The 21,143-nt window shown below is 61.4% G+C and carries 18 protein-coding genes; 13 read left to right on the top strand and 5 right to left on the bottom strand.

The annotated features are described in order from the left end of the window. Positions 1–508 precede the first annotated feature (508 nt). Positions 509–1,351, top strand: a complete 843-nt coding sequence (locus tag VJR29_14880; protein HKY64688.1) for an MqnA/MqnD/SBP family protein — start codon at positions 509–511, stop codon at positions 1,349–1,351. Here VJR29_14880 and VJR29_14875 read toward each other — a convergent pair. Beyond that, positions 1,348–2,337 (bottom strand): alpha/beta fold hydrolase, encoded by a 990-nt coding sequence (locus tag VJR29_14875; GenBank protein ID HKY64687.1) that lies wholly within the window; start codon positions 2,335–2,337, stop codon positions 1,348–1,350. The two genes, VJR29_14880 and VJR29_14875, sit on opposite strands and share 4 nt — an antisense overlap. A gap of 145 nt (positions 2,338–2,482) precedes the next feature. Between VJR29_14875 and VJR29_14870 the strand changes: the two genes are divergently transcribed. Next, a complete protein-coding gene (locus tag VJR29_14870) occupies positions 2,483–2,716 on the top strand; it encodes a ferredoxin (GenBank protein HKY64686.1) in 234 nt (77 codons plus the stop codon). A gap of 64 nt (positions 2,717–2,780) precedes the next feature. On the opposite strand, the gene VJR29_14865 is transcribed toward VJR29_14870, so the two are convergent. Beyond that, positions 2,781–3,224 carry a hypothetical protein gene (locus tag VJR29_14865; GenBank protein HKY64685.1) on the bottom strand — a complete coding sequence of 148 codons (444 nt, stop codon included), beginning with the start codon at positions 3,222–3,224 and terminating at the stop codon, positions 2,781–2,783. A 17-nt stretch (positions 3,225–3,241) separates the two neighbouring features. Between VJR29_14865 and queG the strand changes: the two genes are divergently transcribed. Next, complete coding sequence (queG, locus tag VJR29_14860) at positions 3,242–4,357, top strand: tRNA epoxyqueuosine(34) reductase QueG (GenBank protein HKY64684.1); 1,116 nt, start codon at positions 3,242–3,244, stop codon at positions 4,355–4,357. On the opposite strand, the gene VJR29_14855 is transcribed toward queG, so the two are convergent. Next, positions 4,336–5,049 carry an FAD-binding oxidoreductase gene (locus VJR29_14855; GenBank protein HKY64683.1) on the bottom strand — a complete coding sequence of 238 codons (714 nt, stop codon included), beginning with the start codon at positions 5,047–5,049 and terminating at the stop codon, positions 4,336–4,338. The genes queG and VJR29_14855 overlap by 22 nt on opposite strands. 90 nt (positions 5,050–5,139) lie before the next feature. Here VJR29_14855 and folE point away from each other — a divergent pair, with 90 nt between their 5' ends. Together folE and mqnE are read left to right on the top strand one after the other, a co-directional pair. Beyond that, positions 5,140–5,679 carry a GTP cyclohydrolase I FolE gene (gene folE, locus VJR29_14850; protein ID HKY64682.1) on the top strand — a complete coding sequence of 180 codons (540 nt, stop codon included), beginning with the start codon at positions 5,140–5,142 and terminating at the stop codon, positions 5,677–5,679. 14 nt (positions 5,680–5,693) lie between these two features. After that, positions 5,694–6,779 (top strand): aminofutalosine synthase MqnE, encoded by a 1,086-nt coding sequence (gene mqnE, locus VJR29_14845; protein ID HKY64681.1) that lies wholly within the window; start codon positions 5,694–5,696, stop codon positions 6,777–6,779. 80 nt (positions 6,780–6,859) lie between these two features. Here the strand turns inward: mqnE and VJR29_14840 are convergent, their stop codons facing one another. Continuing rightward, the gene (locus VJR29_14840) at positions 6,860–7,498 is read right to left on the bottom strand and encodes a hypothetical protein (GenBank protein ID HKY64680.1); all 639 of its coding nucleotides are present in this window, start codon (positions 7,496–7,498) and stop codon (positions 6,860–6,862) included. 31 nt (positions 7,499–7,529) lie between these two features. Here VJR29_14840 and xerD point away from each other — a divergent pair, with 31 nt between their 5' ends. Continuing rightward, the gene (gene xerD, locus VJR29_14835; GenBank protein ID HKY64679.1) at positions 7,530–8,426 is read left to right on the top strand and encodes a site-specific tyrosine recombinase XerD; all 897 of its coding nucleotides are present in this window, start codon (positions 7,530–7,532) and stop codon (positions 8,424–8,426) included. A 129-nt stretch (positions 8,427–8,555) separates the two neighbouring features. On the opposite strand, the gene VJR29_14830 is transcribed toward xerD, so the two are convergent. Beyond that, positions 8,556–11,735 (bottom strand): PAS domain S-box protein, encoded by a 3,180-nt coding sequence (locus VJR29_14830; GenBank protein HKY64678.1) that lies wholly within the window; start codon positions 11,733–11,735, stop codon positions 8,556–8,558. Positions 11,736–11,931: 196 nt separating this feature from the next. On the opposite strand from VJR29_14830, the gene trpS reads away from it, so the two are divergent. The 7 genes from trpS to VJR29_14795 all read left to right on the top strand — a co-directional run bounded on the left by trpS (position 11,932) and on the right by VJR29_14795 (position 21,138). Continuing rightward, positions 11,932–12,918, top strand: a complete 987-nt coding sequence (gene trpS / locus VJR29_14825) for a tryptophan--tRNA ligase (protein HKY64677.1) — start codon at positions 11,932–11,934, stop codon at positions 12,916–12,918. Then, on the top strand, positions 12,915–13,685 hold the full coding sequence (locus VJR29_14820; GenBank protein ID HKY64676.1) for a segregation/condensation protein A: 771 nt from the start codon (positions 12,915–12,917) through the stop codon (positions 13,683–13,685). The genes trpS and VJR29_14820 overlap by 4 nt, the downstream gene beginning before the upstream one ends. A 7-nt stretch (positions 13,686–13,692) precedes the next feature. After that, complete coding sequence (gene scpB, locus VJR29_14815) at positions 13,693–14,571, top strand: SMC-Scp complex subunit ScpB (GenBank protein ID HKY64675.1); 879 nt, start codon at positions 13,693–13,695, stop codon at positions 14,569–14,571. A gap of 107 nt (positions 14,572–14,678) precedes the next feature. After that, a complete protein-coding gene (locus VJR29_14810) occupies positions 14,679–15,377 on the top strand; it encodes a pseudouridine synthase (GenBank protein ID HKY64674.1) in 699 nt (232 codons plus the stop codon). 159 nt (positions 15,378–15,536) lie between these two features. Next, complete coding sequence (locus VJR29_14805; protein ID HKY64673.1) at positions 15,537–16,589, top strand: DUF4382 domain-containing protein; 1,053 nt, start codon at positions 15,537–15,539, stop codon at positions 16,587–16,589. A gap of 226 nt (positions 16,590–16,815) precedes the next feature. After that, on the top strand, positions 16,816–19,245 hold the full coding sequence (locus VJR29_14800) for a hypothetical protein (protein HKY64672.1): 2,430 nt from the start codon (positions 16,816–16,818) through the stop codon (positions 19,243–19,245). 105 nt (positions 19,246–19,350) lie between these two features. Then, on the top strand, positions 19,351–21,138 hold the full coding sequence (locus VJR29_14795) for a hypothetical protein (GenBank protein ID HKY64671.1): 1,788 nt from the start codon (positions 19,351–19,353) through the stop codon (positions 21,136–21,138). Positions 21,139–21,143: the final 5 nt, after the last annotated feature.

Here is a 21,143-nt window from a genome sequence, read left to right as displayed (position 1 = left end):
TAGTCGGGCTAAAAAATCCGCTTCGCCATAAAACTTGGTGGCTTCCTTCGTCAGCCTCCAAGTTTTTGGCTCCGACGGATTTTTTAACCCTCCTACGCCCTCCCTCCTGCAGAGATATTTTGAGAGAGGGATCCCCACCCAGACCCCGACCTACCATTGTGCTGGTGCAAGGTCATCCTGAGCGAAGCGAAGGATCCATGACTGCCCAAGATAGATGATCTACCAAAAGCGGTCATAGATCCTTCGCTTCGCTCAGGATGACAGGCGAGCCAGCACAATGGTAGGTCGGGGAGGGCCGGGGATATCCTCCGAACGGCTTTTGGGCCGTCGATCACCCTAAAGCATCCAATAGACATCGACGGACCAAGCTTTCCCTGGCCCGGCTTGAGGGCCAGGGAAAAAAGTGAGGAGGATATCCCCGGCCCTCCCCGGCCGGGCAGAAATATCCAAGCAGTGCGCCAACGAACACGACCTTGACAATCCCCGCGCCAAGAGTTCTAACCGCGGCATGCCGAAAACCCCCATCATCGTGGCCCACAGCCCCGACAGCGACGACGCCTTCATGTTCTACGCCCTGGCCAAGGATAAGATCGACACCGGCGAATTCCAATTCGACCACGTCCTCTCCGACATCCAGACCCTCAACCAAGAGGCGATGAAGGGGACCTACGAGGTGTCGGCGATCTCCTTCCATGCCTTCCCCCAGGTCGCCGAACGCTACGCCTTGCTGCCTTCGGGCTCTTCGATGGGCGACCGTTACGGGCCGATGGTGATCGCCCGCGAGCCCCATCCGCCTTCGGTGCTCCGGGAGCGCAAGGTGGCGGTGCCGGGCCTTTTGACTACGGCCTTTCTGGCCCTGCGCCTCTACGAGCCGGCCATCGATTACGTCGTGATGCCCTTCAACGAGATCCTGCCGGCGGTGCGGGACGGAAAGGTCGATCTCGGGCTCATCATTCACGAAGGCCAACTGACCTATGCCCAGAGCGGTCTCCACCAGATCGTCGACTTGGGCGAGTGGTGGTTCCAGAAGACCGGCGGCCTGCCGCTGCCGCTCGGCGGCAACGTGGTCCGCAAAGATTTGGGCGAGGAGAATTGCAAAAAGGTTTCCGACATCCTCAAGAAAGCCATCCAATACTCGCTGGATCACCGGTCCGACGCCTTGGAATATGCCCTGACCTTCGCCCGGGGCATGGATCCCAAGACCGCCGACCGCTTCGTCGGAATGTACGTCAACGAGCTGACCGTCGATTACGGCGAGCGCGGCCGGGCCGCTCTCCGCCGCCTCTTCGAGGAGGCGGTGGCCGCCAAGCTCCTGCCGAAGATGCCGCCGCTGACCTTCGTCGGCGACTAATCGTGCTCCTTTAGCCAACTCAATATTTCGGGGAAGACTTCCTTGGGCGCGTTCTTGCCCAGGACCAAGTCGATGTGGCCGTAGTCGTGCTCGTGGCCTCGCGATTTGCCGAAAACCATCAAGGTCTTCTTTTCGCTCGGGATGCGCCGGAAGGCGAGGCGGATGTCGGCCAAGGGCGTGAAGCTGTCGACCGAACCGGCCATCATCAGGATCGGCATCGTCATGGCGGCGATGCTCTGGGTGTAATCGATTTTGCGGTCGCGGCTGGCGAAGTAGTTGTGGTTAAGCCAGTCGTGGATCTGGAGGATGAGGCTGGATGGGACGCTCTCGACGGCGTGGCGCATGATCTCGATCAGGATCTCCCGCGTCATGTTGTCGCGGGAGAAGAGGGCGTTGCCCTCGAGGCCCAGCAGCAGGTCGACGAAGCGAACCGCCACCCGCGAGAGGGTCCGGTAAGGCAGCCTCGGAAACAATTTGATGATCCGGTCGAAGCGGTGAGTCACTTGAAAATAGCCGGGCCGCGAGGCGGTGGTTACCGGCGAGGCGATGGTGATGAGGCTGCGCAACACTTGGCTCTTCTTGTAGAACTGGGAGAAGGGGAAGGAGAGCAGGCCACCGAGGCTGTGGCCGATCCAGTGGATCTTTTTGGCGCCGGTCTCGCGCAAGACGGTGTCGACGGCTGCCGGCAGGTCATAGAAAACATAGTCGTCGAAATACCAGCGAAAGGCGGTGAGCGGGCCTTTCTTGCTCAAGCCCGATCCCCGCAGATCCACGATCCAACAGTCGAAGCCGGCCTTGCTCAGGTAATGAGCCAGGCTCAGGTCCTTGATCGGGAAATCCATGTTGCGATAGTTGCTAGCCAAGCCGTGGACGAGCAGCACCGGATGGCGCGATTTTTTGCCTGGATGGTGGTGGATGGCGATCTTCCATCCGTCCTCGGTTTTGGCGTAGTGGACGTTGGTCTTTGAACTCGATACTTTGGCCATGAATCCTTAATGGGGAGCCCTTTTGCCCGCTTGTCCCCTCGAAAATTGCGTTGTTTGCCTAAATAAATCGTGTTAGGCGCCAAGGCAAGATATAAAGACCCCAGCGATTTTGCGGTCTTGCATCGAAATAGGAGCTGATTTCAAGATGGCCGACAAGAACGACAAGCTACCCCAGCAGCCCGACGGAAAGTTTTACGTCGACAGCCAGTGCATCGACTGCAATCTCTGCCGCGAGACCGCCCCCGACAATTTCAAGCGCGACGACGACAACGGCTATTCTTACGTGTACAAGCAGCCTCTTTCGCCCGAAGAAGAAAAGCTCTGCCAGGAGGCTTTGGAGGCCTGTCCGGTCGAGGCGATCGGCAGCGACGGGGTGTAGGGGCGGGCCTTGCGCCCGCCCTCATGCACGGCCGGATCAGACAGGGCACCCGCGAGGGGCGCCCCTACAATGCCTCCAATAATCGTATTTTTATTCCGCCATCTCCCCGCTTCACCCACTCGTTTTCGGTCTTTCCCAGAATGTCGCCGGCCTGGGCCGGATTGGCGTTGCCATCCTTGTCCAACCTTGCCGTCAGCTTGAGTTTCCCGGATAATTCAGTGCCCGCGATCATGACGTCGGCCTCGCCGAGGCTGAAGTCCACCGGCCATTGGAAGGGTGGAAGCAGCTTCTTCACCGCGACGATCTGGCCTTGCTCGTTGCGGGCGATGACGAAGAGGACGGCCAGCGGGTCGGCCTGGGCCTTCACCGCCTCGTCCAATTCGATCTTTCCAGAAAGCAGCGCGGCCGGGCTCGGGGCGGCGCCTTCCGGCCGGCGGACGGAGTTTTGGCAAGCGGCGTGCGAGAGCAGGACGAAGAGGAGGAAGAGGCCTGGGGCGAAATTCGGCATTGCGAACGTTTAAAATCATGGATCCGAAAACACAACAAGAAGTTCGGGAGGAGCTGAAGCGGCGCGGCTTCGATTCGGTCGGCTTCGCCAAGCCGCCCCTGGGCGAGGCCGGCGAGCGCTTCGCCGAGTGGCTGCGGCGGGGCCATCACGGGACCATGGCTTACCTCGACCGGCGCGGCGCCGAGCGCTTGAGCCCGGACCGCTTGCTGCCGGAATTCCGCTCGGCCATCGTGCTGGCCCATGGCTACGATTCGGGCCTGCCTAACTCGACCGATCCGGCCGAGGCCAATGTCTCGCGCTATGCCTGGGGCGAGGACTATCACGAGGTCCTCTCGGCCAAGCTGCGCGATTTCGAGGGCTGGCTGGTCCGAAAGATTCCCGAGGCCCGCTGCTACGCCGGCGTCGACGCCGCGCCGATTTTGGAAAAGGCCTGGGCCGAGCGCAGCGGCTTGGGCTGGATCGGCAAGCACACCAATTTGATCGAGGCCGAATCCGGCTCCTATTTTTTTCTGGCCGTGCTTTTGACCAACCTCGACTTCGCCGAGGACGCCCCGGTCGCCGACCGCTGCGGCGTTTGCACCCGCTGCATCGAGATCTGCCCGACCCGGGCCATCGTCGGCCCCTACCAGTTGGATGCTCGGCTCTGCATCTCGTACCTGACCATCGAGCTCAAAGGGCCTATCCCGCGGGAGCTGAGGCCGCTAATCGGCAACCACGTCTTCGGCTGCGACGACTGCCAAGAGGTCTGCCCTTGGAACCGGTTCAGCCGGCCGACTCGGGAAGGGCGCTTCTTTCCGCGGGACGGTGTCCGGGCCCAGCCGCTGGAAAGCTTTTTGGAATTGAGCGAGGCCGAGTTCAAGCGCCGCTTCGCCGGCTCGGCGGTGCTGCGAGCCAAGCGCCGCGGCTTCTTGCGCAACGTCTGTGTCGCCATCGGCAACAGCGGCCGGGCCGAGCTGGCCGAGAAGCTTCTTCCCTTGCTGGAGGACGCCGAGCCGCTGGTGCGAGGGCACGCGGTGTGGGCTTACGGGCGCTTATTGGGGGAAGCGGCACTGGCTCGATTGCGTGAGCTGAAAGAGAAAGAAGAGGATGGTTTCGTGCGGGAAGAGATTGCCTACGTCCATTTCTCGAAGTGAATCGCCTTCCGGTCGTAACCGATCTTCCCGAGGCTCTCCAAGAGCGAGTTGACCATCGGCACCAACCCGCAGGCATAGATCTGGATGCCCTCGGGATTGGGAAAGCGCTCTTGGATGATGTTCTGGACGTAGCCGGTTTTGCCGGTCCACCTCTCGGGCCGGCTGATCGTCGGGATGTATTCGAAGTTGGGATGCTTCGCCGCCAGCTCCCGGAACTCGGCATCGAAGAGGATCTCGTTCTCGTAACGGATGCCCAGGACCAAGGTGATTTTGCCCTGGTGGCCGCCGTGAAGCAGGCTGTGGATCTGGGCCCGCAGCGGCGCGACGCCGGTGCCGGTGGCGACGAAGAGCAAGTGCGGCGGTAGCGGCTCCTTGATCCGGAAGACGCCGAGCGGCGCCTCCATCGGCATGACGTAGCCCGGCTTGAGCTCGAAGAAATAGCTCGAAACGTAGCCACCCTCGACCTTCTTGATGCAGAGCTCGATCTTGTTCGGCCAATGGGGCGGGCTGGCGATGGAGTAGGGCTTGCGGACGGTTTTGCCGTCGCGCGGGATCTCGACCATGACGAATTGGCCGGCGACATAGTCGAAGCGGGGCCTTTCAGGGAACTCGAAATGGAAGTTCCGCACCGACGAGGTCAGCTCGTCGATCTTCACCAAATGCCCATTGTAAAACTCTTTAATCTTCGCCATGAGTGGTTTATCCCAAGCCCGGAATGGATTGACAAGGCGGTGGCCGGGGTTTAATCGGCCGAGGCTGCTTGTAAAGAAAAGAGCCCGAAAATGGAAGAATTAATTCGACAGCTGCTAGAGCAAATCGGCGAGGATCCCAAGCGCGAGGGCTTGCTCAAAACCCCCGCCCGGGTCGCCCAATCCCTGGCCTTCCTCACCCAAGGTTACAAGATGGACCCACAGACGGTCATCAACGGCGCCGAGTTCACCGAGAAATACAACGAGATGATCGTGGTGAAGGACATCCAGATTTACTCGCTCTGCGAGCACCATCTGCTGCCGTTCTGGGGAAAGTGTCACGTTGCCTACATTCCCCGCGACAAGATCCTGGGGCTCTCCAAGATCGCCCGCTTGGTCGACATCTTTGCCCGCCGGCTCCAAGTCCAGGAACGGATGACCACTCAAATAGCCGAAATTATTAATAAATCTCTCAATCCTTTGGGGGTGGCGGTGGTCATCGAGGCCGAGCACCTTTGCATGCAGATGCGAGGCGTGCAAAAGCAAGGATCGAAGGCCGTGACCTCGGAGATGCTCGGGGCCTTCCGCAGCAACATCGCGACCCGCTCCGAGTTCATGAATTTTCTGCGCTGACCGAAAGGATCGCCATGGACCCCTCGCTCCGTCCCATTCACGACAAAGTCGCCGCCGGCGAGCGGATCGACGGCGCCGATTGTCTCAAGCTGCTCGAGACCCGCGACTTGCTCGGCTTGGGCCGCATCGCCAACATCGTCCGCGAGCGGAAGAACGGCAACCGGGCCTATTTCAATATCAACCGCCACATCAATTACTCGAACGTCTGCTACGTCGATTGCAAATTTTGCGAGTTCGGCCAGCCCAAGAGCTCACCCAAGGCTTACGAGCTGACGGTGCCGGAAATGCGGCGGCTGGCGTCCGAGGCCGCGGCCCAGGGCGCGACCGAGTTTCACATCGTCGGCGGGCTCCATCCCGAATTGAAATTGGATTACTACGAAGGCCTGCTCCGCGAGTTCAAATCGGTGGCTCCCAAAGTCCATCTCAAGGCCTTCACCGCGGTCGAGATCGATTATTTCGCCAAGATCAGCCGCCTCTCGGTCGAGGAGGTGCTCAAGCGTCTCACCGTGGCCGGCCTGGGCTCGATGCCCGGCGGCGGCGCCGAGGTCCTCACGGAGCGGGTGCGCAAGCTGATCTTCGTCAACAAGATCGGGGCCGAGCGCTGGCTCGAGATTCACCGCATCGCCCATCGGATGGGGATCCGCTCCAACGCGACCCTGCTCTACGGTCACGTCGAAACCAACGAGGACAAGGTCGAGCATTTCCAAAAGCTCCGCAACCTCCAGGACGAGACCGGCGGCTTCCAGACTTTCATCCCCCTGAGCTTCGTGCCCTATGACACCCAGCTCGCCCATTTGCCGCCGCCGACCGGGCTCGCCGACCTGCGGCACATCGCGGTGTCGCGGATCTTCCTCGACAACTTCGCCCACATCAAAGTGTATTGGATCATGACCGGGATCAAGATCGCCCAGCTCGCCCTCAATTTCGGGGCCGACGACATCGACGGCACGGTGATGCAGGAGCGCATCGTCCACATGGCCGGGGCCGAGACGCCGGAGGGCTTGAGCGTGAAGGACTTGGTCGCCCTCATCCGCGAGGCCGGCCGCGAGCCGACCGAGCGCGATACGCTGTACAACGTGGTGAACAGGACGGCGGCATGATTCCCCCTCCTTTGTAAGGAGGGGGCAGGGGGAGGTAGAGCGATGGCGTCATGCGAGAGATTTTGCAAGACGCAGACTTTCTACCCCTCCCCGACCCTCCCCTTACAAAGGGGAGGGAGGTCTAGTTTCACGAACCGCCAATAGTCAATCTCCCGCCCCATCGCCTTCCACTTCTTTTCGAAATAAGTCGGATAAAGCGATTCGATCGCCTCGCGCCGAAATCCGCCAACCTCTTCGAAGGCCGCGACGATCTCTTCGGAGTAGAAGCCGGCGTCGGTGGCGTTGTAGATCGCCCCGCCGGGCTTGAGGAAGTCGCGCAGGTGGGCCAGGAGCTCGGGCTTGAGCAGGCGATGCTTGCTGTGGCGGCGCTTGGGCCAGGGATCGGGGAAAAGGATATAGATCCGATCGAAGGTAGGGGCGGGGCTTGCCCCCGCCCGCTTCCCAAAAAGACGCGTCAGGCACTCGCGGGCGTCGCCGAGCACCATGAAAACGTTGGCAAGCTTCAGGCCCGCCGCCTTCTTGGCGATCTTCTCGAAGCGGCCGCGGCGGATCTCGACCGCGACGAAGGTGGTCCGGGGCTCGGCCTGGGCCGAATGCAGCAGAAATTCACCCTTGCCCGGACCGATCTCCAGCACCAACGGGCCTTCGGTTTCAAGCGGCGGCTCGCGGGGCAGGAAACGAAGCTCCTTGGGCGGCGGGACGTAAACCTTCGTGGACATGGCCCGAAGCCTTAATTAAGATGGCCGGCGGATGCAAGAATCCAAGTCCAACCTCATCGAAGCCTTCCTCGACGTGCTGCGGGTCGAGCGCAATCTGGCGCGGAACACGGTCGAGAGCTACCGCCGCGACCTCCTGCACTTCGCCGCCTTTCTCGACCGCAAGCCGGGCAAGACCCTGGCCAAGCTGGGGGAGAGCGAGATCCGCGAATTCCTCTCCTTCGAGTTCGACCGCGGCCAGAAGGGGCGCTCGACCGCGCGGAGGTTGACGACATTGCGGATGTTCTTCCGCCACGGCTTGAAGGAAAAATGGTGGGAGGTCGATCCGACCTTGAACGTCGAGCTGCCCAAGCTCGGCCGAGCCCTGCCTCAGGTCTTGAACGCCCAAGAGATTGATGCTCTGCTGAAGCAGCCCGATCCGACGACGCCGCTGGGCCGCCGCGACCGGGCGATGCTCGAGCTGCTTTACGCCACCGGCCTCCGGGTGTCGGAGCTGGTCGGCTTGCAGCTGCGCGATTTGCATTTCGAGGCCGGCTTCGTGCGGGTTTTGGGCAAGGGATCGAAGGAAAGGCTGGTGCCGGTCGGGCGCTCGGCTTTGGAATGTTTGAAAGAGTATCTCGAGCTGGCCCGGCCCAAGCTCACCGCCAAGCGCCTATCCGACGCCCTGTTCTTGAGCCGCCGCGGCGCCAAGATGACCCGCCAGCAATTTTTCCTCTTGTTGAAGGACTATGCCCGCCAAGCCGGGATCAAGAAGGAGATCAGCCCCCACAAGCTCCGCCATTCCTTCGCCACCCACTTGCTGGGCGGCGGCGCCGACCTCCGCTCGGTTCAGGTCATGCTGGGCCACGCCGATTTGGCGACGACCCAAGTTTACACCCACGTCTCGCCGGATCGGCTCAAGGCCATCCACAAATTTCATCCTCGATCTTAATTCCCCCCTTTGAAAAAGGGGGGCAGGGGGGATTTGAAAGCCGTTGCAAAGCAATTGTTTCGATTTCCAGGCTTTCTCTTCCAGCGACCGCTTTAAATCCCCCTTAATCCCCCTTTTTCAAAGGGGGAATCACGGACTAGGATGGCTTCGAGTCATCAGGTCTTCCAAAACGCCCCCCATGATTTCGGAAGATGTGTCGCGGCTCAAGAAAGTGCCCGAAGGTCCCAAGCGATCGGCGTAACGGCTGGGATCGAGGCCGCTCCAAATGATGGTGGCCAACTGAGGTTGCTGCCGGCGCAAGTCTTTCATGAGGTCGAAACCTTGTCCTTCGTCGGGAAAGCGAGACTCGGTGAGCAAAGCTCCCAGCTCGCCGCTCGACCGGGCCAAGGCTTGGGCTTCGGCGAGATTTTGGGCATAGAGGACCTGGCTGAAACCCCGGTTGGTCAATGAAACCCCGATCGTTTCCCGGAAAGCCTGATCCGGGCTGACGATGAGAATGGCCTTGCCGCGGGCCTGGCTCAAGGCCGGAGAAACCACCGCCGGTGGACGGGATGAAATCCGATCGGCTTGAGGGAGATAAACGTCGAAGGTCGTGCCGTTCGGCGAGGTTTCGACGGTGAGAAATCCGCCGGCATCCTGGACGAGCTTTTGAGTCAGGGCCAGACCCAGCCCGCCATGACCCGACTTGCCGTCCTTGGTCTTGGTTGAAAAATAAGGTTCGAATATCCGGGACATGTGTTCCGGTGGAATCCCCGGACCGTTGTCCTGGACCCGCACCCGCATGAAATTGCCGCCTCGCCAGTGCAGAATTCCCGGCGAAAAACTCGTCAGCTGCCGGAGGTCTTCGACGCTGAGCACGACCCGGTCGGTTTCGATGCGCAAGGAGCCGTTTCGCCCTTCCATGGCATCGTTGGCGTTGACCACCAAGTTGAGGATCACCCGATGGATGTTCTCGCGGGGTCCCGGAATCAGCCAGGGTTCGGCGCTTAAGCGGACCCGAAGATGCACGTTGGTTCCGACGGTATTGCGGAGCTCGGCGGCATCCAGCAGCGAGTGGAGGTCAAAAGGCGGCCCCTGGGCGGGATCTTGGCTCAATTCGCGAAAGCCTCCGATCATGTTTTTGAGCCGTTCCGCGCTGCTGAGAATGGTTTCAATGCTGTTGTTCCAGATTTGGACCTGTTCAATCGTCGGAACGACGCCCGATTCTTCGCTTTGCCTCATTTGCCTAAGGAGCAGTTTTAAACCCAAGTCGAGAGGAGCGAGGGCATTGTTGGCGTCGTGCGCCAATCCACGGCCGATCAGCTTCAGAGTTTCGGCTCGGGCCGCGGCGATCCGGTGGGTCTCGGCTTGACGAGCCTCGGTGATGTCCCGCACCGTGGCGACCACTTCGTCGGCGCCGCTGGCGGTGATCCGACCTTCTTGGATTCGAAAAGTGCCGTCGGGCATGGGCAGTCGGTATTCCACGTATTGAGTCTGGCCGGTGCTCAACGCAGCCTCGATTCCGTTCCGGGCCAAGTCCAGCAGCTCCGGCGGGACCGGGAGATCCCAGACCTTCATGCCGACGACCTTGTCCATCGGAAGAGGGAAAATTTCCGCCCGCTCGGAGTGGGCATCCAGGAAGGTCCCGTCGTGGCCGATCCGGAAGATCACGTCGGGAACGCCCCGGAGCAGGGCCCGAAAGCGCATTTGCTCGGCTCGGATCGCGGCTTGGGCCGCCCGGCGCTTGCTGACGTCTTGGAGCGTCGCGAAGCCGATGGTCCGGTTGCCCAGCCGATGGGTGGTGCCGCGGACGTCGCAGTAGATCACGGTGCCGTCCTTGCGGACGAATCGAACCTCGTTGAATTTGATTCGGCCGGTATCGAGGATCATCCGCTGCATCCTCGCCATGAGGGCGCTGTCCTCGGGCCGGGTGAAGCGGCTCAAAGGCATGCCGACCGCCTCTTCCGGCTCGTAACCGAATTTTTCCTTCACCCGGGTGTTGGCCATCCGGATTTGGCCGATCAAGCCTTTGCTGCTTTCGCCCCGGACGAATTCGATGATGACCGTGCTGTCGGGCTGAGCATTGATGAAAGCCTGAGCCATTTCGACCGTCAGCTCGCCGGCCGGCCACCAGGAAGGCGGCTTATCCGGCGAGGGGGGCTCCGATGGGGGCCTAGCCGGCGCCGCCGATTCGCCGGCGCCTTCGGCCGGGCCTGTTTCGCCGCTCGGTTTCCCCTCCATCATCACGAATCCCTCGGTTCGGCGAGGCGAGATCCAGCGCAGCGCCGGTGCGCCATTTCCGGCGAGGGCCGGGGCCGTTTGCATGCCGCCCAGCCCGGCGAAGGGATTGCGCGGCTGGGGTGGATTCCAGCTCAAGCGTTCGGCTCTTTGATCAAGCCCCCGCTCCCAAGCCTGCCACCGCGGGCCCATGCCTTGGCGCAGCAGGTGGCCGGCGACGTTGAAGTGGAGGAGGGTGACGAAGCCATCGAGCAGGGCATTGGCGCCCTGGGTCGGCTGGCGGAGGCCCAAGCGCTCTTCGACCGCATGGGCCGCGAGGATGCCGCCGAACATCGCGGTCTGGCCGTAAAGGGCATGCCAGGGCGAAGCCGAATTTCCATGAACCCGGCGGTATAGCCCTCCACCCAAGGCGCCGAAGCCGCGAAGCGAGGCAAGAGTGATCGCACCGGCGGCCCACTCTTGCCCCAGAGCTCGGAGGCTCCAGTCCTGGGACCTTCCAGCCAGGGCCTGGAAGCCGCGGCCGGCCGAAGTGAAAGCGAAGGACTCGGCCAAGAAAGCGCCGCCGCCGGCCAGAGCCCGGGCGCCGAAGCCACGGGTCGCCCAGCTCGCCGATGGGTTGGCGAGCAAGCGGCCGAGCAAGCCGAGGCGAGCCACTCGGAAAGCAGCGCCGCCGACGGCCATCGCGCCCAAGGCGGTGGGGTCGGTGGCTTGGCCGAAGAAATGGCTGGCATGAAACTCCATCCGGTCGCCGAAATCGCCGCCGCCTTCGAACAAGGCCAGCCGGCTTTGGGCGCGGTTTCTCAAGCCGAGATCCTGACTCTGGCTTTGCACCAAGGAGTAGAGTCGCGTCGCCAGCGGCGCCCGCTCGCTGACCTCGAGTCGCCGGGCCAAGTGGAGCAGCCCGGTGTGGAAGAGCTCGGAGTCCGATTCCCGGCAAAGGGCGCTCAGCTCGCGGCGCTCGGTGGGCCGAAGCTCGCGGCTCTCCGGCGTGGATAAAAACTCGGTTAAGACTTCTTGGGATGAACGGGTACCGTGAGGCGTGGAAAAAGCGCTGGACTGTTCGGGTGGGATCCCGATGCGTGATTCGAGCATGCCAAGGGCAGGCCACCGCTCAGTCTTTACACCCTCGAAGAAAAACGGTGAACCTAACGAGATGTTGATTTTGCTTGAAAACCCTGTGTTTCCGGTAACTAACCCGGTCCGGGAAAAATGAAAAGGGGAAAATGTCGCCGTTGCCCGGCCCGGCCTTCTCTGTTATTGGCATAATAATTACGAGGCATTACCAGATATGACCACCGAAAAAATCGTCGTCAGCGGGATGCGACCCACCGGAAAGCTCCATTTGGGCCATTATTTCGGGGTCTTGAAGAATTGGCTGGAGCTTCAGGAGCAGTACCGCTGTTACTTCTTCGTGGCCGACTGGCATGCCCTGACCACCGAATACCAGGACCCCAAGGTTCTGCGGGGCGCCAGCCGCGATATCCTCCTCGATTGGCTGGCGGTGGGCCTCGATCCCCAGCGCTGTACATTGTTTCTCCAATCGCGAGTGCCGGAGCACGCCGAGCTCCATCTCCTCCTCTCGATGCTGACGCCGATCAGCTGGCTGGAGCGGGTTCCCAGCTACAAGGAGCTGAAAAACGAGCTGAAGGACCGCGACCTCTCGACTTACGGTTTTCTGGGCTATCCCCTCTTGCAAACCGCCGACGTGGCGATCTACAAGGCCAATTATGTTCCGGTCGGCCAGGATCAGGTCGCCCATCTCGAGCTTTCCCGCGAGATCCTCCGCCGCTTCAATCACCTTTACGGCGAAACCTTCGTCGAGCCCCAGCCGCTCTTGACGCCTTCGCCGAAAGTTCCGGGCCTGGATGGAAGGAAGATGTCGAAGAGCTACGGAAATTCGATTTACCTGAGCGACGACGAAGCCGCCTTGCGCAAAAAAATGGGCGACGCGGTGACCGATCCGGCGCGGGTGCGGCGCAGCGACCCCGGCAATCCCGACGTCTGCACGGTCTTCGACTACCACAAGCTCTTCTCGCCGCCGGAGACGATCGCGAGGGTCAATGTTCAATGCCGGGCCGCCGAGATCGGCTGCGTCGAGGACAAGAAGCTGGCCACCGAAAACTTGATCGCCTTCCTCAAGCCGATCCAAGAGCGGCGCAAGGAATTCGAAGCCAAGCCGGCCTGGGTCGACGAGATCCTGGCCGCCGGCGCCGAGCGGGCCCGCAAAGCGGCCCAGGTTCAGCTGCAAAAGGTCTACGAGGTGATGGGACTATGACCATGGAAAGCCAAACGGCCTATAAAGTCGACTTGGAAGTCTTCGAGGGACCGCTCGATCTGCTGCTCCATCTCATCAAGAAGAACGACCTCGACATCGTCAACATCCCGATCACCTTGGTCCTCGAGCAATACATGGAATATCTCAATTTGCTCGAGGAGCTGAACATCGACCTGGCCGGCGATTTTTTGCTGATGGCCAGCGAGCTGGCCCACATCAAATCCAAGCTGCTCTTGCCCGACCACCAGGAAGGCGAGGAGGACGAAGAGGGTGGGGACCCAAGGGCCGAGCTGATCCGGCGCCTGCTCGAGTACCAGCGCTATAAAGAGGCGGCCACCCAGCTCATCGAGCGGCCGATGCTCGGCCGCGACGTTTTCACCCACAGCGTCCCGATCGACCCGATCGAGGAGGAAGAAGCTCCGGTCGAAGTCGACCTCTTCCAGCTCATCAGCTGCTTCTACGAGATGCTGAAGAAGGCCCCGGCCAAGACGATCCACGAGGTCCGGGTCGAGCGAGTCTCGGTGACCGAACGGATCTACGAGCTGATGGACCGGCTGCGCGGCCGCGAGATGGTCGAGTTTCGCGCCCTCTTCGAGGGCGAAGCCACCCGCGACCGCTTGATCGTGACCTTCCTGGCCATCCTCGAGATGGTCCGGCTCAAGGTCCTTCAGGTCACCCAAAACCAAACTTACGGCGAAATTTACATGGTCCCGGTTTTCGAGGGCGCCGACTTGCAGAACATCGAAGCCAACGTGACCATCCAATAGGTGAAATATGGAAAGCATCCGTCTCAAATCCTTCCTTGAAAGCTTGATCTTCGTCTCGGAGCACCCCTTGAAGGTCCCGGAAATGCTGGTGGCGGTGCAAAATTACGAGGAGCTTTTGGCCCGGCCGGCGGTCGAGGCCGGCGAAGGCGAGGCGGGCGCCACCGAGCCGCCGGCCGACCCCGCCAGCCAATTGGAAGCGGTCGCCGAGCGGGAGGCCGAAAAAATCGGCCGCAGCGAGATCATTCAGGCCTTGGAAGACCTGGCCGCCGAGTACCGGACCCAAGATCAGCGTGGGATCGTGCTCACCGAGGTGGCCAATGGCTGGCAGTTCCGGACCAAGCCGGAGAACGCCGCCATCCTCCAGCAATTCTACCAGCCCAAGCCGACCAAGATCTCCAAGCCCTCGCTCGAAACCTTGGCCATCGTGGCCTACAAGCAGCCGATCACCCGGGTCGAGATCGATTTGATTCGGGGCGTCGATTCGGGCGGTGTGCTCAAGACCCTGCTCGAGAAAAACCTGGTTCGCATCGTCGGCAAGAAGGACGAGCCCGGCAAGCCGATGCTCTACGGCACCACCCAGGACTTCCTGGAGCTCTTCCAGCTCAAGAGCCTCCAGGAGCTTCCGACCTTGAAGGAATTCCGGGAGCTGGAAGAAGAGTTCCAACGCAAGAGCGGCGAGGGGACGGTGGTCGAGAACGAGGCCGAGCTCGAGCCCGAGGATTCGCTGCTCGAGGGCGAGGCGGTTCAGCAGATGATCGCCGCTTTGGATGAAGAGGATGAGGAAGCCATCCTCGACCTCGAGTCCTCGCTAAAAGGGCTTCGCGACGTCGAGAAAGAGATTTTCGCGGAAGAGAAGAGCGAGGAGGAGAAACCCCCTCCTTTGTAAGGAGGGGGCAGGGGGAGGTAGAGAGCTGGCTAAAGAAGCAAGCTTTTGCGTTTTGCTATCGCTCTACCCCTCCCTAACCCTCCCCTTACAAAGGGGAGGGAATTCGCATGCTCGAGCGCCTGCAAAAAATCCTCTCCCGCGCCGGCATCGCCAGTCGCCGCCATGCCGAAGCCGCGATCCTTTCGGGCCGGGTCAAAGTCAACGGCAAGATCGTCCGCGAGCTCGGCGTCAAGGCCGACCCGGCCGCCGATTCGATCGAGGTCGACGGCAAAGCGCTGCGTCAGCCCGAATCCAAGCACCGGTACTTCGCCTACTACAAGCCGCGCGGAGTCGTGGTCAGCAAGAGCGATCCTCAGGGCCGCAAGACCGTCTTCGACCTGCTCCGGCTGCCACCGGAGGTCAACGCGGTCGGCCGGCTCGACAAGGAGTCGGAAGGGCTCCTGCTGCTCACTGACGACGGCGAATTTCTCCAACGCTACACCCACCCCTCCTTCGAAATCCGCAAAGTCTACCAAGTTCAGGTTTCGCGTCCCTTGGAACCGGAAGAGCGCCGGCGCTTGCTGGGCGGCATCGAGCTGGAAGAAAAGCGGGTCAAGGCCCTGCAGCTGAAACGAATCCCTTCGAAGGGGGGCCTCTGGATCGAAATCACGCTGGGCGAGGGGGTCAAGCGCGAGATTCGCCGGATGCTCGAGGCGGTCGGCATCCGAGTGCTTCGTCTCATCCGGGTTCGCCATGGCGAGATCGTCTTGGGCAGCCTTCAGCCCGGTCAAATGGTCGAAATCCAGCCAGTTAAGCCGCCCCGATAAAAATTGTGACTCTGCGGTAAAATAAGCGTCGAGGCGTCGTGATCTCTCTCAACCCCATGAGGAGGAAATGCAATGAAATCATTGAGCTTATCATTAAAAACCCTTGGATTTGCCTCGTTTTTTGCCCTTGGCGCCTGCGGTGGTTCGGGCAATGGCACCATGTCGGTCGGACTGACCGACGGTCCGACCGAAGATTATTCCGCAGTTTACGTCACGATCACCGAGATTCAAGTCAACCAGCAGGGTGGCGATGTCGAAGGAGGGTGGGTGACCGTCGCCGAGCCCAACCGGACCTTCAATTTATTGGATCTCACCGATGGGGTCGTCGAAGGTTTGGGCGAAGGTCCGCTCGAGGCTGGGAGCTATAACCAAGTTCGCCTGATCATCGGCACCGTGCCCGATGACGGTCCCAATATCCTTTGTCACAGCCATCCCTTCGCCAATTACGTCGTCGACGCCGACGACCAAGAAATTCACGAGCTGACCGTGCCGAGCGGCGAGCAAACCGGCATCAAGATCATTTGCGCCGGCAAATGCGAGGTGGCCGAGAATCAGACCACCGAGCTGATCCTCGACTTCGACGCGGCGGCCTCGGTGGTGGTGGCCGGCAATAGCGGCATTTACAATCTCAAGCCGACGATCAAGCTGCTCGAGACCCAGGATTTCACTTTGATCACCGGCCGGGTCCTCGCCGCCGACGGCGCGGCCATCGCCAACGCCGAAGTGAGTGCCCAAGTCTTCAATCCGGCAGCGGCCGATCCGGTGGATCGGGTCCTCATCCAGGCCTCGACCCTGACCGATCTCAACGGCGACTATCAGCTCTTCGTTCGCCCCGGCGATTATAACCTGGTGGCCACCGCCACCGGCTTCGAGACCGCCGCGGTCAATTTTGCGGCGGTGGCGGCCGCCAACCCGGTCCAGGATTTCACTCTGGCCGTCGTCGAAACCGGAACGCTCGGTGGAACCTTGGCCATCACCGGAGCCGACGCCGACACCTTCGCTTTCTTGAGCCTGGAGCAGGAGCTGAGCTTGGGCGGCTTGCCCGAGTCGGTGGAGGTCGAGTCGCTCGACATCCTGAACGGCAGCTCCTATTCGGCCGAATTGGCCGCCGGCAGCTACGACGCCGTTGCCGCCACCTGCGGTTTCCCGACCCAGGAGGCCGCGGTCGAGATCTCGGCCGGCGCCGAAACGGTGCTGAACCTGAGCTTCTAAGCTTTTTTGTCCGCAAGGGGATCCGGCCGCCTTCGGGCGGCTGGGTCCTTTTTTTATTGCCGAGGCGCAACTTCGCCGGCTAAGGAACGATATCCACGAGGGCTCTAAGTCATCCATCTTGCGTAGGTTTTGAGATTCTATGACCTTGGGGCACCCTCGTTTGACGAGCGAAATCCACTCGCCGGCCGCTGTACAGCCGGTCTTTCCTTCATCTTTTGATTCCCGAATGCTCGTCCATGAGCTTTTGGAAAGCCTTGGCCCCGATCCCGAAGCCCGGCTCGGCCGCAGCGTCTTCCGGGAGCTGCAAGCCCTCGCCGGTGAAGGAGATGCCGAGCTGTTTTGGCAAGAGGCGCTGCGCCTGGCCGATCGCTTGGAGCGGGGCGATCGACTCGACTCCGCCGCCGCTTTGTATGGAACGGTCGCCCAATCGGCGGCGGCAAGCTTTCCCGGCTTGAGCGCCCGCGCCGGACGAAGCTTGCAGGCGATGGCCGGCGAAGGGGAGGGCGGTGCGCGCTTTGAATTCTTGCTGCACCGCTTGAGCCGCGAAGCCAGCGATCCTTGGATGATCGCCGGCTTCGGCGTGGGCTCGCTGGCTTTCCGCGCCGCCAAGCTCGGCGCGCTTTCCCGGCTTTGGAGCCCGGGCCAGGGATTTTTTCTGGGCCGCCGCGGCGCCGGCCTCTTGGCCTCGGCGGCGGGCTTGAGCGTTGAAACCCCGGTCTTCCTATTTTCCACCAAACTAGGTCACCAGCTCGGCGGAGCGCCCCAAGATTGGCGCGGCGAAACCTTGGGCCATGAGCTCGCCGGCGTCGGCCTCACTTTGTTTTGTCTGAAGGGCGCCGGAGCTTTGAGCCGCGAGGCCGTTCAAGCCCTGCAGGGCAGTCCCTTGGCCCGGGCCTCCGTCTTGGGTCGTCTGGCTCAGGCCGCGGCGCCGCAAGTCGGTTTGCTGGGCGGCATCGCCGGGGCCCGGCGCGGCGAGGAGGCTTTGGGCCTGCGGCCCCATTCGAACGAGGCGACTTTGCTGGCCGACACTTTTTCCACTTATCTCCAATTCCTGGTGGGTGCCCGCTTGGCCGACCGGGTCCTGGGCGCCGGATTTCAAAGTTTGCAACGACGGATGGATTGGCGGGCGGAAAATCTCGCAGGAGCCAGCAGCCGAATTCCGGCCTTGGCCTTCGCGGCCGCGACTTCGGCCGGTGGAAAGTTGGGCGCCGGCGCCTCTATTCAAGAGCTGGCCCAGTCCCCCTTGCTAAGCAGTGCCTTCGACGACGGGAACGGCGACAAGAGCAACCCCGCGCTTGAAGTTCCCCGCCAATTCGGCTTCGGCAGGGACACGGTGAGTAATAGGTGGTTTCCCCTGGAAACATCCCAGCCCTCCAACGCGGTTCCCATGTTCACCTCCTCGGTCGAGGCGATTCCGCGAATGCTGACTTCGGCCTACCGTCACCGTCAAGGTTGGCACTATCCCAGGACCATCGTGCTCGAGCCCGGCTTGGAAGCCATGCAAAAGATTTCGCCCAGCGCCTTGGTGACCCCCGCCTATTTAAACGCCTTGACCAAAGATCTTGGCGAAAAGTTTCCCGACCGAACTCCGTTTCGAATCCTGCAAGTGGCCCAGCGAAAAACCTTCACCGGCAGGGTCGAAGAACGGCGGCTGCTCTGGACCGAAGAGAACGATCCGATCTGGAGGCTCAATCGCTATTCGGGAACTCACGAATTCGAAGCCGAAACCCCGCTCGATCTCTATCTCTACATCGAAAGTCAAACTCGACAACCGCGGCCTTCCCCCGACATCGAATACCAGGTTCGTTTTCAGGGCCAGAGCCCGAAAGGCTATGAGCTGTCCTATCCCAAATTCATCGAGCGGACTTTGAGGTTTTATCGGATCGCCGGAAAGTCCTTCAACGTCGAGCTGGGAGACGGGGTGCCGCCCTATCGTTACCGCGCTCCCGAGGGCGACTGGACCCTCGAAGATGCCGGCAGGATCTTATCTCCTTTGCCGTCGGCCGCCGCCAGCGAGCCGGGTCTCGAGGTGACCTTGAAAGCCGAGGAGCGTCCGATCTTTCCGAGAGCTTTGACCCCGACCGAAGCGAAAAAACCGGGCTTGGTCCAGCCTTTCGCGGTGGTCACCTCGCTCCAAGGCATGAAGGACGTGGCGAGCCGTTTGTCCGATCGCTCCACCCCCCGGCGCATCGAGCTGTGGTTCGAAGGGTCGGCCTCCGGCATCCCGACGAACGTCGAAAGTTGGCAGCATATCTTCCGAGACTTGCGTGCCGGGTGCATCTTGGTCGTTCACGACAATCGGACTCAGAAGACCCACACCTTTCAGCGTCTCAACGACCAGGTCCAGGGCCGGAGCTCCGGTTGGAACCGGCCGCTGGCTTGGGAGCCGGGGATCGCGCTTTCCAGCAGCGACGTCATGGATTTGCTTCAGCAGCTCCAATACACTCGCCAGGTCAAATTGGAGGACGGTCAAACCTTGTCGGTTTCCATCCTCCGCGATTGGGAACCCAACCACGGAAAAATGTTGGTCAATGTTTTGAATCAATGGGGTGACCTGGCATTCGGAAAAATCGAAATTCGGCCCCGTCGCCATCCCGAGACTTCGCTCAATCTTTACCGGAACCACGCCGGAAAATTCGAATTGTCCTCGGACTGAGCATTTTTTATGGTGGTCAGCGCAACTTCAGGCGGAAAAAGACGATATGTACTGATAGGTCCTTCTGTTTTTTTTAGTATTTTCGGGTAGTTGGGCGATACACCTATGGGGCACCCTGATATCACGACCGAAATCCGTCCATCCGGCAGCCCCTTGCCGGCTCCCGAGTCCCATTCCTTCGAGCCTCGGCATTTTGTCTCCCAATTTTATGATCTGCTTGGCGACCATTACCAAAGCCGATTGGGGCCGGCCGTTTTCGCCGAGCTGGAGGCCCTTTCCAAGGAAAAGGATCCCGATCTGTTTTGGGCGGGAGCGATTCATTTGGCCGGCCGCCTGGAGCGGGACAACCGCATTGAAGAGTCCTTGGCGCTTCTCGAGAGCATCTCCGCCGAACTTGGGGGCGGTTTCCTGGAGCTGGAAAGAGCCGTCGACCGAAGCGCCAAGGTCTTGCAGGGCCAAGGGCAATTCGGCGACCGTTTCGAGTTCATGCTCCGCCGCGTCAGCCACGAGCTCGACGATCCGTGGGCCATCGCCGCTTTCGGCGCCGGCTCCTTGGCTTTTCGGGCCACCAAGATGGCGACCATGGCTCGTCTCTGGAGCGGCTCGGCTCGGGCCTATTTGCCGGGTCGGGCAGCGGCCAACTTCATCGCCGCCGGTTCCGGTCTCGGAGCCGAGGCCCCGGTTTTTCTTCTCACCTCCAAGCTAGGCCGTCAAATCGGAGGCAAGCCCCAGGATTGGAGCGCCCGCACCGTCGGCCAGGAGCTGGCCGGAGTCGGCTTAACCTTGGCCATACTGAAAGGCACCGGGGCGCTCGGCCAGGAAGCGGCGTTCCGATTGGGCGGCGGAGTAGCGTTGAAGGGGGCGGTGCCTCAAGTCGCGATGCTCAGCGGAATTTTGTTGGCCCAGCGGGCCGAAGAGCGCCTCGGCTTGAAGCCGGCATCGAGCTCCGCCACCTTCCTGGCCGACGGATTGGCGACCTATCTGCATTTCGTGGCCGCCGGGCGGCTGGCCGACGGAGTTCTCGGGGCGCGCTTCCATTCGTTGCAGCGCCGCTTCGATTGGCAGACGACGACCATGCCCCCAAGCGTCCGATGGTTCCCCGCTTCGCCGGCCATGGCGACGGCGATTGGACCCGCGGTCCGTCCGGTCGAAGTCAGCGTGATCTACGAACTGGGCCGACCTCTTTATATGGAGAGCATGGGCGATGGCGGTTCCGGTTCCCGGAAGGGCCCCCGAGCCCCCGGCGGGCCGAAATCGAAGGAGGAAGAGGGCGCGGCTGAGCAACAAGTGGTGGATCTTTCCGCTTTTCGGGTGCTAAGATCTCGTCCGATGGACAATGACAAAGAAGCTAGGTTTAAGGCCGAAGTCGAGAACGTGATGCTGGGCTCGGCTTCCAACATTCGGCGTCAGACCTTGGAACAGGAAGTGATTGCCAAGCTTCCGGCTCCCCGCAGGGAAGAGCTGAGGAAAAACCTGCAAGGGCTCCATCCCGAATTGGTTGATCTCTTCGGCAGCGCCGCCCGCGACCTGCCCTTGCAGGCCATGGCTGAGGCTTTCGTCGAGATGAAACTGATGCGGTCATCGCCCGGCGAAATGAGACCGCTTCCACCTTCCGGGGAAGTCACCCCCTATTCTCGGGAAGTTCTGGCCGAAGAGCTTCGGCTCGACCATCGGCGGCTTTTCGATGCTCCGCTGCCGGGCGCTCCCGAAGCCTTGAATGCGGCCATGGGTCGTTTGAGCGAAGCCTCGATCCAACTTTTAGGGCATTATACCCAAGGCCCCGGCACCCGGCTGCTGATGGGACAACGTTTGAGCCTCCCCGGCCTTCCGGCCGAGTCCAAGATCCTCGAAGCCTACCAAAAGTGGTTGGATCGTCCCCCCGAATCCAAATAACTTGT

This window comes from bacterium, from assembly GCA_035281585.1.
Lineage (GTDB): Bacteria > UBA10199 > UBA10199 > DSSB01 > DSSB01 > DATEDP01.
Note: the sequence above shows the minus strand (reverse complement) of the source record. Positions and strands in the feature narration are given on the sequence as shown.

Coding starts and splice junctions, on each gene's coding strand:
- queG (HKY64684.1), top strand. CDS start 3,242: ATGGATCCGAAAACACAACAAGAAGTTCGGGAGGAGCTGAAGCGGCGC.
- VJR29_14875 (HKY64687.1), bottom strand. CDS start 2,337: ATGGCCAAAGTATCGAGTTCAAAGACCAACGTCCACTACGCCAAAACC.
- VJR29_14810 (HKY64674.1), top strand. CDS start 14,679: ATGCTCGAGCGCCTGCAAAAAATCCTCTCCCGCGCCGGCATCGCCAGT.
- folE (HKY64682.1), top strand. CDS start 5,140: ATGGAAGAATTAATTCGACAGCTGCTAGAGCAAATCGGCGAGGATCCC.
- VJR29_14820 (HKY64676.1), top strand. CDS start 12,915: ATGACCATGGAAAGCCAAACGGCCTATAAAGTCGACTTGGAAGTCTTC.
- mqnE (HKY64681.1), top strand. CDS start 5,694: ATGGACCCCTCGCTCCGTCCCATTCACGACAAAGTCGCCGCCGGCGAG.
- VJR29_14840 (HKY64680.1), bottom strand. CDS start 7,498: ATGTCCACGAAGGTTTACGTCCCGCCGCCCAAGGAGCTTCGTTTCCTG.
- scpB (HKY64675.1), top strand. CDS start 13,693: ATGGAAAGCATCCGTCTCAAATCCTTCCTTGAAAGCTTGATCTTCGTC.
- VJR29_14880 (HKY64688.1), top strand. CDS start 509: ATGCCGAAAACCCCCATCATCGTGGCCCACAGCCCCGACAGCGACGAC.
- trpS (HKY64677.1), top strand. CDS start 11,932: ATGACCACCGAAAAAATCGTCGTCAGCGGGATGCGACCCACCGGAAAG.
- VJR29_14800 (HKY64672.1), top strand. CDS start 16,816: ATGCTCGTCCATGAGCTTTTGGAAAGCCTTGGCCCCGATCCCGAAGCC.
- xerD (HKY64679.1), top strand. CDS start 7,530: ATGCAAGAATCCAAGTCCAACCTCATCGAAGCCTTCCTCGACGTGCTG.
- VJR29_14805 (HKY64673.1), top strand. CDS start 15,537: ATGTCGGTCGGACTGACCGACGGTCCGACCGAAGATTATTCCGCAGTT.
- VJR29_14870 (HKY64686.1), top strand. CDS start 2,483: ATGGCCGACAAGAACGACAAGCTACCCCAGCAGCCCGACGGAAAGTTT.
- VJR29_14865 (HKY64685.1), bottom strand. CDS start 3,224: ATGCCGAATTTCGCCCCAGGCCTCTTCCTCCTCTTCGTCCTGCTCTCG.
- VJR29_14855 (HKY64683.1), bottom strand. CDS start 5,049: ATGGCGAAGATTAAAGAGTTTTACAATGGGCATTTGGTGAAGATCGAC.
- VJR29_14830 (HKY64678.1), bottom strand. CDS start 11,735: ATGCTCGAATCACGCATCGGGATCCCACCCGAACAGTCCAGCGCTTTT.
- VJR29_14795 (HKY64671.1), top strand. CDS start 19,351: ATGGGGCACCCTGATATCACGACCGAAATCCGTCCATCCGGCAGCCCC.